9 protein-coding genes are annotated in these 12,348 nt (G+C 42.6%); all 9 read right to left on the minus strand.

Annotated features, from left to right (window positions below; all coding sequences use genetic code 11):
• Positions 1-24: 24 nt before the first annotated feature.
• The 9 genes from ACFP56_RS19035 to ACFP56_RS19075 all read right to left on the minus strand — a co-directional run bounded on the left by ACFP56_RS19035 (position 25) and on the right by ACFP56_RS19075 (position 12,190).
• On the minus strand, positions 25-1,974 hold the full coding sequence (locus tag ACFP56_RS19035; protein ID WP_379237555.1) for an FtsX-like permease family protein: 1,950 nt from the start codon (positions 1,972-1,974) through the stop codon (positions 25-27).
• Positions 1,949-2,725, minus strand: a complete 777-nt coding sequence (locus ACFP56_RS19040) for an ABC transporter ATP-binding protein (RefSeq protein ID WP_379237557.1) — start codon at positions 2,723-2,725, stop codon at positions 1,949-1,951. The genes ACFP56_RS19035 and ACFP56_RS19040 overlap by 26 nt, the downstream gene beginning before the upstream one ends.
• A gap of 97 nt (positions 2,726-2,822) precedes the next feature.
• Positions 2,823-3,905, minus strand: coding sequence for a sensor histidine kinase (locus ACFP56_RS19045; protein WP_379237559.1), 1,083 nt, complete (start codon positions 3,903-3,905; stop codon positions 2,823-2,825).
• Positions 3,906-3,917: 12 nt separating this feature from the next.
• The gene (locus ACFP56_RS19050) at positions 3,918-4,655 is read right to left on the minus strand and encodes a response regulator transcription factor (RefSeq protein WP_379237561.1); all 738 of its coding nucleotides are present in this window, start codon (positions 4,653-4,655) and stop codon (positions 3,918-3,920) included.
• Between the two features lie 129 nt (positions 4,656-4,784).
• Positions 4,785-6,107 (minus strand): alpha-amylase family glycosyl hydrolase, encoded by a 1,323-nt coding sequence (locus ACFP56_RS19055; RefSeq protein ID WP_379237563.1) that lies wholly within the window; start codon positions 6,105-6,107, stop codon positions 4,785-4,787.
• Positions 6,108-6,200: 93 nt separating this feature from the next.
• Entirely contained in the window at positions 6,201-8,627 is a 2,427-nt protein-coding gene (locus ACFP56_RS19060) for a glycoside hydrolase family 31 protein (protein ID WP_379237565.1), read from the minus strand.
• Positions 8,628-8,648: 21 nt separating this feature from the next.
• A complete protein-coding gene (locus tag ACFP56_RS19065) occupies positions 8,649-9,533 on the minus strand; it encodes a carbohydrate ABC transporter permease (protein ID WP_379237567.1) in 885 nt (294 codons plus the stop codon).
• 16 nt (positions 9,534-9,549) lie between these two features.
• Positions 9,550-10,443: an ABC transporter permease gene (locus ACFP56_RS19070; protein ID WP_379237569.1), complete on the minus strand. Its 894-nt coding sequence runs from the start codon at positions 10,441-10,443 to the stop codon at positions 9,550-9,552.
• A gap of 61 nt (positions 10,444-10,504) precedes the next feature.
• Positions 10,505-12,190 (minus strand): sugar ABC transporter substrate-binding protein, encoded by a 1,686-nt coding sequence (locus ACFP56_RS19075; protein ID WP_379237571.1) that lies wholly within the window; start codon positions 12,188-12,190, stop codon positions 10,505-10,507.
• Positions 12,191-12,348: the final 158 nt, after the last annotated feature.

A 12,348-nucleotide genomic window follows, 5' to 3' on the forward strand; every position in this document is an offset into this window, starting at 1 on the left:
GATCATAAACAGCCCTATTGCACGTTATGAAGCTATTTTCGAGCCTTTGCCGATGCTCTGCATATAGCTGTTGCTTGCAATGATAAAGTAGAAGGTTTGCATAATTACATAGATGCCAAACACCACCAAGGCGTACATCCAGTAGGATTGGGTCATCAGGCTATCGAGCGCAAGCATGGCGAACAATGCATGCACAATCCCAACCAGACACGGGAGGAAAAAGATTATCGCAACTTGTGACACAACGATTTTCCTCATTTCCTTATAGGTCATCCCGACACGATTCAAGCCTTTAAACATTGCTACATCCTCATCTCGCTCTGTAAACAGCTTAAAGTAAATGAGCGAGCCCGCTGCGATGAAAAACAGCAAGCAGATGAATAAACCGATAAAGATCATAAGCGACGTTGATTGCCTGAATTGCTCGTAGCTGATATTGCGATAATAGTGAACCTGTTGAAGCTCAGCTTCAGGAGCAGCCTCCCTTAGTTCCTCAAGCATCGGCATGCTTTTCTCCCAATTCGAAAACTCAATGCCTTTTATAGAAAAGGTTAGCGCTTGAGTTGTGCCAAGCAGCTGCTCATAATACTCGTCCGAAACGATTACCGTAAGATAGTTCCACACATTGAACCCATTGATAATCATATCCGTACGGATTTCCTTAACTGCAAGCTCAACTTCCTGATCGCCAAGCGCGCCTTTAATCTTCCCCGTGTTTTTCAGCATATTCGTTAAATACTTCTCTGAGACGACGGCTTCTTCACCAGAAACATGAATTGGTTCGCCGACCTTATTTTTCTCGTTAAATTCAGATTGCGGAACAATCATGGCATTAAAGGTGCCATTGCTGAACGAATAATTGATTTCATTGATGGTGAATGTATAATGCTCAAGCCTCATACCGTTCAGCTCCATCTCCTCGCTTACCTTAAGCGAGTGCTTATCGATAAGCTGGTCAAGCATTGCTCTGTCCAGTTGCGGAATATCCTCATTTTCGGTTTCGATCCAAGCAATCGAGTAGGGAGACTCCGATAAAACTTGCTCCTTCCCTGCCGTCTGCAAGACGTAGATCGTTCCCATAGCCGTCATGACAACTGCACTCAAAATCGTGATCGTGAACAGAATACGTGCATTATCCTTAATTTTATAACCGAGTTGACCAATAATAAGCATATTCGTTTTGTTGTAGAACAGCTTTTTATTGCGCTTAAGCATATTCAATACTACGATGCTCAGCTGAGAATAGAGCAAATACGTGCCACCCACGACAAGCGCTAGAATAGGCAGCGCTACAATAACAAAATTCATCGGGTTCATCGTGACCGCCAAGCCATAACCGCTAAGCAAGCTAATAAAACCAACGACAGCCTTCCACTTCGAAAACACAAGCTTGCCTTTCGGTTTCTTATACGCCTGCAGCAGCTCGATAATTTGACCTTTGCCCATTCGAATCGTCGTATATAGCGTGATAACAAGAAAAATGCTAATAAACACAACAATCGTAAAGGCTACAGCACGATACGGAACGACAAAGCGAATTTGACTTTCCAGCTTAAGCAATGCGCCCAGCCCCATAAAAAACAGCTTGCTGAATAAAATTCCTGCTGCAATACCTGTAAGCGTTGATAGCAGCCCGATCAGCATATTTTCAATAAAGACGAGCTTGCGAAGCTGACCTCGAGTCATGCCGAATAAGGAAAACAAGCCAAACTCCTTTTTACGAGACTTTAGAAACGATCCGCTCGAATATAAAATGAAAACAAAGCTGAATATTGCAATCAAATACAGACAAAACTCCATCCCGGTACGCACTTGTTTAGCTGCCAGCATTTGTCCATTTACAACATCAGGGTGAACTAGAAACGCATAGTAAATGTAAAAGATCGCTACGGAAAACAAGCTGCTTAGGAAAAAGGCGCTGTAAGAACGCCAATTGGTCTTTACATTTTTAAGCGCGAGGGAACGAAAGGTCATCGAAATCCCCTCCTAGCATGCTCTGTACATCCAAAATTTGCTGAAAAAATACTTGTCTGCTTGAGCCACGATTGATTTGCGTAAAGGGCTGACCGTCCTTAATAAATATAATGCGCTGACAATAGCTTGCGGAAAACGGATCATGCGTAACCATCAATATCGTTGCGCCAAGCTCTTCATTCATTTTTTTCAACGTATCCATAACATCCTTTGCTGATTTGGAATCAAGATTCCCAGTCAGCTCATCGGCAAGCAATAAGGACGGCTCATGAATGATCGCACGAGCAATTGCAGTACGCTGCTTTTGACCGCCCGAAATTTCGTAGGTTCGCTTATTAAGCAGCTGCTCAATTTGCAGCATTTCAACAATTGGCTTCAGACGCTCCTCAATCTTTTTAGGCTTCATGCCTTCCATCACAAGCGGCAATATAATATTTTCTTTTACGCTAAGCGCATCCAGCAAGTTGAAATCCTGAAAGACAAAGCCAAGCTCTCTTCGGCGAAACAGTGCCAGCTTATGATCATTAAGCACCGTTGGATCAATCCCGTTAATCTCCAGCTTGCCGCTCGAAGGCTTATCAATTGTTGCTAATATATTAAGCAGTGTCGTTTTCCCGCTTCCCGAAGGACCCATGACGCCTACGAATTCTCCCTTTTCAACCTCGATATCTACATCCTTCAATGCGGTATAAAGTACATTTTTCGTGGAGCCATAAACCTTGCCTAGCCCAGTCGTTTTTAACACGCTCATTGCAATATCTCCTTTACTGTTACGATTATGACTTTATTATAACGAGCGCGGTTATGTACAGAAATCGATCTACCTTTCAGCGAACCTTACAATGTTGTCACCTTTCCTGCAAGCGATGAATGCCTGACTCCTTTATTGTAAGTGTAAATGCCGCCCCTTCCTGCTCCTTGGAGCTGACGGTCAGCGTATGCCCTAATCGCAAGCACACCTGTTTAGCCAAATACAAGCCCATTCCAGTAGATTCTCCAGATATTCTTCCATTTTTGCCTGTGAAGAAGGGATCAAACACACGCTTAATATCCGAGCTGTCAATTCCGATACCTTCATCCTTGATGGTTACACTTGTTTCATCCCCCTGCTGCTTGATCGTAATATAAAGACTCTTCGTACCTTCCTTAAGCTTGCTGAATTTGATCGCATTTGACAGCAGCTGGTTTATGATGAAGGCGAACCATTTATGATCGGTTGCAGCCGTCGCCTCTCCCGTAAGCTTCGGAAAAATCGAATGCTGAATAAACAGCTTTTTATAGCGGTTAACGACATCGCGAACGACAGAATGGAGCTCAACCGGCCTCACATGCAGGTCAAGCTCCAGCTTTTCCAGTCTCGCTGAATTCAACATAAGCTCAAGCCCGTTATGAAGCTTGTCTGCCTCCTCATGCATACTGCGATAAAGCTGAGCCTGCTCAGCTAGCGATAGAGCTGCTCCATGCTTCAGCTGTTCATCTACATGCTGCAGATGCAGATCGATCACCGAAAGCGGCGTTTTCATTTGATGCACCCATTGCAGTGTGAAATGATGCTGGATCTCCCGCTTGCGTTCGAGCTCTTGCAGCTGGCTTTTGTATTTTCGCTGCTGATTGATTAATAGCTGCTTCATCAGCTGCTGCTCACGCTTGATTTCATCCTGGACAATATAGATCGCTTCAAGCGGTCCATCGTTGCTTAGCGCTTCCTCCAGCGAAGCATAGTACGGACGATAGCGAATATACTCGACCACATGCCAGACGATAATGGTAATGAGCGACAACACAATATAATACGTCATGCTTGCCAGATCGATTAAGGCAGCATGACGATAACGCTCCAGCATAAACAACAAAACACCAAGTCCAACCAGTATGCATTTTACGACTATGCTGCCGAACCGATCCTGAATATAAAGTAGCAGTTTGTTCATCTTTAACCCTCGCTATAGCTTCAGCTTATAGCCTTGCCCGCGAATCGTTTCAATCGCATCAGGCAGACCAAGCTCGCTCATTTTCTTTCTCAGCCTTGTCATGTTCACGGTTAGCGTATTATCATCGACAAACTGAACGTCGTCCCATAACGTTTCCAGCAGCGTGTCTCGTGCTACTACCTCACCGTAACGATTGAGCAGACATTCCAATAGCAGCAATTCATTGCGTGTAATGTCGATTTGCTGCTGCTTATAGTGAAGCTCATTGCGATTAAGCCACAATACAAGACCCTCTACCTCGATTCTGCCGTTTTGCTGCTGCTCTTGGCTCAAGCTGTCGAGGTCAGTGGAGCGATCTGAAGCATAGGTAGACGGTGCAGCATATTCTCCATATGCGCGCCGAAGCTGGGCTCGCACCTTTGCAACGAGAAGCTCAAGCCGAACTGGTTTTGTTATGTAATCATCCCCGCCATTTTCTATCGCCATGACCTGGTCCATCTCGCCTTCACGCGCTGAAATGAAAATGATCGGCACATTGGATATTTTCCGTACTTGTCTGCACCAATAGTATCCATCATAATAAGGCAAATTAATATCAAGCAAAATTAAATGAGGGTCAGCCCTAACAATTTCCTCACTAATATGTCGAAAATCTTCTGCCAGCTTTACTTCATAGGAGTATTGTTCCAGCTTCGCTTTGAGCAGCTGTGCGATTTTCAAATCATCCTCTACGATAAAGATAAGGCTCATAATATTAGTATCACCCTTTACAAATAAATGACAGCTTGGTAGCTGTCATTCAAAGTTAAAAAGCGCAGTTCGTGTGAACTACGCTTTTATTGTAACATGTATTTTATTTATTGTTATGGCTTCCTAAGCCTAATCCTGATCTGTAAGCGTGACTGAAGAAAACAGGTGAATGTCCCACGGATTAAGTACGAATGAATGCTGTAGGTTTAATGTGACCTCGGATGGATCCAGCACAGCATAAAGCTTTGAAGTGGTCGTCATATTAACTGTTCCTGATACCTCTTCATTAGAAAGATTCAACACGCTAATGACGCATTGGCCATCCTTCTCACGCTGAAAGGCCAGAATCCGTGAATCAGAGGTTTCAAGAAATTTAACTTCCCCTCCGGCGCTTCCATTATAAAGTGCTGCATTTTGTTTTTTCAGCTGTATCAGCCTCTGATAGAATCGTCTCAAATTCTTGGTATCAGTCCAATTAATCTCATCCTTATAAAAGAATTCTAATCGCTGATCAATCCCGATCTCTTGTCCAGAATAAATGAGTGGCATTCCCGGAAGTGTGAAAGAGAGCACAGCCATCGTTTTTTCTGCTTCACCGAACATCTCTGCTGTTGTTCCTTCCCATGAATTAGTATCATGATTAGTAATAAAGTTCATCGGGTAGGAGCCTAACGGATACTGCTGCTTTATTCGATCCACATAACGTTTAATATCTTGTGCGCCTTTTTCGCCACTTGGGATTCCTTTCATAATATTGTAAAACAAATCCCAGCCATAATTGGCGTGGAATGCTTTCTTTAAGAAGTCAAATTTGGTATTGTCCTCTGCCAGCATGTAGACAGGCTTGATAGCTTCAAGCGCCACACGCGCTTCCTCCCAAAAGCGAAGTGGAACACCAACTGCATGATCTGCACGGTATCCGTCTATGTCCGCCTCAGAAACCCAAAATTTCATGGCATCCATCATCGCAAGACACATGTCTGAATTGTTAAAATTCAGCTCGGCAACATCAGTCCACTCCGATGGTGACTGAATATTTCCAACCTCATCCGTTACATACCAGCTTTTATTGTCAATCCAGACGCTATCCCAGCCCGTATGGTTCGCGACCCAATCCAGCAGTACTTTGAAGCCTAAATCATGTGCTTTATGAACAAGACGCTTGAAATCGTCCAGCGTTCCAAACTCAGGATTGACTGCTTTTAAGTCAGCTGGCGCATAATAGGAGCCTAATGAGCCGACTCTCTTTACTTTAGAAATAGGATGAATAGGCATCAACCACAATAGATCTACGCCAAGCTCCTTTAGCAGCGGAAGATGCTTTTCAAATGCTTCAAAGGTTCCTTCTGGCGTATATTGGCGTATGTTGACTTCGTATATTGTAGACCTCTTTGACCATTCTGGAAAATCAGCTTGACTTTCCCCTGCATTAGACTGCGATAAATTAGACATGAATGAATTCCCTCCTTCTTAAGTTGGCAAATGACCAGTTGCCGATTACAGGCAACTGGTCACTTTGAAAACGTATTATCGTATGAATGCTTATTATGAGATAACCATGTGCGCAGCATCAAAATCATTCGTGAGCAACAGCACGATCGAACGCTTCTCTGCATCATAATTCCACTCGCATGAGCCGCCGGCATCACCTTCACCAACTGTGATTTGAGTTGGCTCAAATGGCAATCCCTTAATTTCAATTTCTACTGTATCTCGCTGATTAGGCAAGCCTTTAGCGGAATATCGTACATCCAGTGCTAATGAAGCTTGTTCAAAGGCCGCTGTAAACTGCATAAGATTGCTGCTGCCCTGTTCATAGTCATACGTGTTGGCATCATCTTCATACCATTGGCTGCTCAACTGGCTGCCTGCTTTTGCTGCGTATAGGACATGCTTGACTACAGCACCTTCCTTCAACTGAGGCTTCCATTCATCACTCATTAAGGTCGGGATGACAGCACCTGCTCGAATATATAGCGGTAATCGATCAAGAGGCGCATCTGCCAGTATGTTCTGACCACCCTCATAATGTTCATTCGTCCAATAATCAATCCATTCACCTGCTGGCAAATAAACAGCGCGCGCCGTCGTGCTTGGTCGCAAGATTGGTGCTACGAGCAGATCTGTACCTACTAAAAACTGATCGCATAGATTATATACGTTACGGTCTTCAGGATACTCCATGAGTAACGGTCTCATAATTGGAAGCCCAGTTTTATGAGCTTCATAGAATTGTGTGTACAGGTATGGCATAAACTGATATCGCATGCGAATATATGTCTGACAAATTTTCTCGACTTCTTCTCCAAATGCCCAAGGCTCCTGACGAATTGAATCAAGCACACTGTGGTTACGACAATATGGGAAGAAGACTCCAGCCTGTGTCCAACGTGCCAAAAGCTCTGGTGAAGCATGATGAGCGAAACCTCCGATATCTGGCCCAGCAAACGGTTGTCCAGATAAGCCTAGATTAAGCACCATCGGAATAGACATGGCAAGATGCTCCCAAAAGCTTCGATTGTCTCCTGTCCACGTTGCCGCATATTTTTGAACACCCGCGTAGCCTGCACGAGTCAGTACAAATGGGCGGCTGCCAGATAGTTGTTCCTTCAGCCCTTGCTGAGTTGCCATTGACATTAACATGCCGTATAGATTATGCAATTCGCCATGCGTTCTAGGATCACCGTCATTACGATGCACGACATCGAGATCCATCGTTTTCGTTTCATTAAATACAGCTGGCTCATTCATATCATTCCATATTCCGTGAATGCCCAGCTCCGTATAATAACGATGCTGTTCACCCCACCACTGACGAACCTCTTCCTCTGTAAAATCAGGGAAGGCACTCTTTCCTGGCCATACATCTCCAAAAAACAGATCACCTTCTATCTTTTTGCAGAAGTAATCATTATGGATCCCATCCTGATACTGCTTGTAGTCAGGGTCCTTTTTCACGCCTGGATCGACAATTGGTACGATGCGAATGCCTAATTCGTTTAATTCATCAAGCATTTTTCTCGGGTTAGGGAAACGCTTCGGATCAAAGGTAAAGACGCGATATTCATCCATATAATGGATATCCAGATGAATGGCATCAACAGGTATATGCTTTTCCTTAAAGGTATGCGCGAGAGCGATTACCTCTTCCTGACTCATATAGCTATATCTTGACTGATGATATCCAATCGCCCAAGCAGGTGGAAGGTCCATACGTCCAGTCAATGAACTATAGCGGGATACGATATCTTTAACTGAGCTCCCTAGTATGACATAGTAGTCCAGCTCTCCAGATTGTACCTCAAAGCTGTACGTTTCAGCAGAGGATCTAAAATCAAAGGACGTTCTTCCTGGATTATCAAGAAAAATACCATACGGAGCCTTTTCATAATTGAAATGGATGAAAAATGGAATAGATACATATAAGCATTCGATTTCCGGAACATGCGGATCAAAAACATCTGAATTCCACATATCATATTTTTCGCCTGCTTTATCTAGAAAGCTTGTTTTTTCTCCCAAGCCATAGATATGTGAATGCTTCTCGTTCTGTTTTCTGCAGCCATACTTTCCTCTAGCTGTAGAATAAAGTCCAACATCGCTTGAAACGAGCTCACCGTTCTCATTATAGACATCGATGCAAGCATTTTGCTTATGAATCACTACAGATGCTGCTGGAAGCTTCAACGTGTAGGAGCTCTCATTGTCTTGCAACTCTGCAGGTATGCTGCTAAATGCTTCCTGCTGAACAGCAAGCGTCGTTTTAAGACTGCGCTCTGATGCTGTCATTAGCTTTACACGGATAATGTGCTCGTTCACCGGCTGCAGCATAATGGCTGCTTTTTCCGTCTCGAATATATAGGCGCCTTCCTCAAATACTTTCACATCTGTAATTGCTCCAGGTGTCCATAGCTTATCTTGATCGCCAAGCGATAGCTGTTTATCAGGATGAATATTTTCACTAGTTTGCATCATTATTCTCCAATCTATCTATTATCCTTTTACTGAACCTAACGTGATTCCTTTTACGAAGTACTTTTGGAAAAACGGGTAAATGACAAGCAGCGGAAGCATCGATATAAAAATCTTTGCCGCATTTAATGTCTGATTCGATAAAGTCGTCATACGCTTAGCCGTTTCTGCATCCATCTTGGAAGGATCCAGCGTAACGGTTACCTGTCTAATGTACGATTGCAGCGGGTAGTTTTCATTTTTAGTCATGAGAATCAGAGCTTGAAAGAACTCATTCCAATGCCCAACAATTGTGAAGACTAAAATTGTTGCAATTACGGGTGTTGAAAGTGGTAAAAAGATTCCGAAAAGAATGCGCCAAGGTCCTGCTCCGTCGATTAACGCAGATTCCTCCAGCTCCTTAGGCAGGTTACGGAAGAAGTTCATCACCAATATGACATTGAAGACAGGCAAACCGCCTCCAAGAACCAATCCCCATATTGAATTAATAAGCCCAAGGGATTTCATCGTCATAAACCAGGGAACGAGTCCCCCATTAAATAACATGCAAAAAATTAACAGCCACATAATAACGTTACGATGTTTGAAATCTTTGCTTGTTTTAGACAGAGGATAAGCCATTAACAATACAACAACAAAGGTAACAATCGTTCCGTAGATAACTCGCTGAACGGAGATGAAAAACGATCTAAAAAACTGTCCGTCATTAATAATGGTTTCGTAGGAAGACAGCGTAAAGCCTTTAGGAAACAGCAGCACCTCTCCAGCTGCTACTGCTGCTCGATCGCTCAGAGAGACTACTAATGTATACCAAACAGGTAATATACATAGCAATGTGATTGCAACGATCAAAATCACATTAAGTCCATTGTAAAACTTGGATATGAGAGAGCGTTCTTCTATCATTTTCCTTCATCCTCTGCTAAAAAATTCTATAGTTCGCAAAACGATACGCTAATGTGTAAGAAATTGAAATTAAGATCAGACCAACTACTGATTTTAGGAGTCCGACTGCAGTTGCTAATCCATATTGCATATCCAGTAGTCCAGCACGGTAAACCCAAGTATCAATAATATCTCCTGTTGAATAAACCGAAGGGTTGTAAAGATTGAATATTTGATCGAAGCCTGCATTTAGAATATTCCCAAGACTTAATGTTCCTAGCAATATTGCAACTGGCAAAATACTAGGTAGCGTGATGTGAATCAATCGTTTCCATTGGGATGCTCCATCGATAGCTGCTGCTTCGTACATTTCAGGGTTGATTGACGTAAGTGCCGCAAAATAAATAATGGCTGCAAAGCCAAATTCTTTCCATACATCACTGACCACAACTAACCAAGGGAACAGCTCTGCATTAGCAAAAAATAAGATCGGATCTTTGTTGAACACCGTTTGAAGCAGTTGATTGACTGGACCTGAATAAGAAAGTATATCGAGCATTATTCCAGCAATAATGACCCATGAAAGAAAATGCGGTAAATATACGATCGTTTGAACCGATCGCGTAAACAAGCGATTTTTCACTTCATTAAGCATAAGCGCGAACAGCATTGGTACGATAAGATTTCCAACCATTTTCATAACTGCAATAACTATCGTATTCTTGAATACTTGTCTACTATCATCAAGCTCAAACATGTATTTGAAATGCTCAAGCCCTATCCATTCCGAGCGGAAAATTCCGAGCCCTGGATTAAAATCCTTAAATGCCATTACGATGCCGTACATCGGTAGTAAATTAAAAAAGCACAGCCACAACAAGCCTGGCAGGAGCATTAAGTAGTAATGTTTGTAAGCACTACGATTCAGCATATCCATGTCTCCTTAATGGGTAATCTAGACGAGCAATGATGCTCGTCTAGATTATCTTTCTTTACTGTAATTCGTTAACTTCCTTCGTAATTTGATCTCCGCCCTGCTGATACCATTTCTCTACAAAGGCATCAAACTCTTCGATTGGTGCACTGCCCATAATGATTTTAAGGAAAGTCTCATCCTCAAGCTTTTTCAAATTCGACCATCTTGTTTGCATTGTTTTGGTTTGAGCAGTTACAAGACTTTTCACCCAGTTAACATCTGCATTAACGAAAACCGATCCACCGTTCAAATGTGCATAAAGGTGAGGGAAGAAATCTGCATCTGTTTCTTGATCCCAGTATTGAATGTCATAGTTGTCAAATGGCTCAAGCTTAACATTTTTAACGTGAGAAGCAATTTCATAAGTAAAACCGTAGTTCAGCTTATCAACATCCTCAAGAGCCATTTCACCAGTAAGCACTTTTTGTGTTGTGTTTACTGCATAGTCTAGCTGATCACCATGGCCCATAATAAGGAACAGTGGAATTTCCTGAGAAGTCAGCTCTTTGCCAACAGCTTCTTTATAGCTTTCTTGCTTTTCATTTACGTGAATATTCAACATCTTAATGATAGCTTCAGGGTTTTTGTAGGACTTTTTAACGACGATAAAGTTACTTCCTGTAGCCTGATTAGAGTTGAACTTGCCTTGATCGTTTACTGGAATCGCATATGGTCTCCAGTTTGCTTGATCATCATTTTTAATGGAATCCATCAAGTCATAAGCTGACCACCATGGCCCAAAGAAAATACCCGCTTGTCCGCTCGTAAGCACTTCTTTAGAGCTCTTTCTGATTCCAACCTCTTTGTCTAGAATGCCATTAGCATACCAGTCTCTTAATACCAATAATGCTTCTTTTGTTTCGTTCGTTGTAGAACCGTAAACCGCTTCGCCTTGCTCATCCTTAACCCAAATGCCCGGGTAAGCATCCTTGGCAAAAAATACAGAAGAGAAATTCAAGAAATGATCGCTAGAAGACAGGAACGTTGAGTACAATGAGCCGCCCTGCTGCGTACCAACCATACCAATAGTGTTGTCTCCGCCCATTTTGTTATCGATGAATGCTTTTGCCACTTCCTCTAAATCTGCAATCGTTTTCGGTTCAGGCAATCCTAGCTCATCAAGCCAATCTTTGCGAATCCAAGTTAGCGGTGCAGATGGAAGCGTCGTTTCTGGCAGCGCATACAGCTTTCCATCAAAAGTTACACCTTCCAAAAGACCTTCGTTAGAATCATAGATTTGCTTTAGACGTTCCGTCCCGTATTTCTCGTAAACTTCTGTTAAATCTGCAAGCTGATCGGCTTTCACCATTTGTCTAAGCTGTGATTCATCAACAATCATAGCGTCAGGCAAATCATTACTTCCGATAGCTAGACTAACCTTTTGTCCATAATCTGCAGTTGCTGCTTCCCATTCATGTTTAATCTGAATGTTGTATGCATCAAGAAGCCAACGTGTATAGAGATTGTTTTCAGCTGTGTCGTTACCTTCATAGGTATAAGATGGATCAATTCCTCGACCGATCGAAACAACAACAGGTTCCTCATATTTAGCAAATGGATCAATTGGTGCTGCATTCTCCTTACCCTCATTGGGATTGTTGACTGCATTGTTAGAACCACCATTGCTGTTATTGCCTGAGCATGCTGTAATACTTAATGCTGCAACGAGGCTCAGTGCGACAAGTTTCAAGCCTTTTTTCACAGGTATTTCCCCCTAAATATTTTTTTCTTGTGCTTGTTACATCTTCATAATACGCGCTTTGGTTATTTTTTTCGTTAGAGAAAACAGGTTAAAAAGGAGGATTATCTTTGCAAAAAAAAGAGCATGTACGAAATTTATCTACCCTGTTTCCGAACATG

The sequence above is a fragment of the Paenibacillus septentrionalis genome (assembly GCF_042659865.1).
Classification (GTDB): Bacteria; Bacillota; Bacilli; order Paenibacillales; family Paenibacillaceae; genus Pristimantibacillus; species Pristimantibacillus septentrionalis.

Excerpts from the sequence above, each read along its gene's own strand:
- ACFP56_RS19035 (WP_379237555.1), bottom strand. The coding sequence starts at position 1,974 with ATGACCTTTCGTTCCCTCGCGCTTAAAAATGTAAAGACCAATTGGCGT.
- ACFP56_RS19040 (WP_379237557.1), bottom strand. The coding sequence starts at position 2,725 with ATGAGCGTGTTAAAAACGACTGGGCTAGGCAAGGTTTATGGCTCCACG.
- ACFP56_RS19045 (WP_379237559.1), bottom strand. The coding sequence starts at position 3,905 with ATGAACAAACTGCTACTTTATATTCAGGATCGGTTCGGCAGCATAGTC.
- ACFP56_RS19050 (WP_379237561.1), bottom strand. The coding sequence starts at position 4,655 with ATGAGCCTTATCTTTATCGTAGAGGATGATTTGAAAATCGCACAGCTG.
- ACFP56_RS19055 (WP_379237563.1), bottom strand. The coding sequence starts at position 6,107 with ATGTCTAATTTATCGCAGTCTAATGCAGGGGAAAGTCAAGCTGATTTT.
- ACFP56_RS19060 (WP_379237565.1), bottom strand. The coding sequence starts at position 8,627 with ATGCAAACTAGTGAAAATATTCATCCTGATAAACAGCTATCGCTTGGC.
- ACFP56_RS19065 (WP_379237567.1), bottom strand. The coding sequence starts at position 9,533 with ATGATAGAAGAACGCTCTCTCATATCCAAGTTTTACAATGGACTTAAT.
- ACFP56_RS19070 (WP_379237569.1), bottom strand. The coding sequence starts at position 10,443 with ATGCTGAATCGTAGTGCTTACAAACATTACTACTTAATGCTCCTGCCA.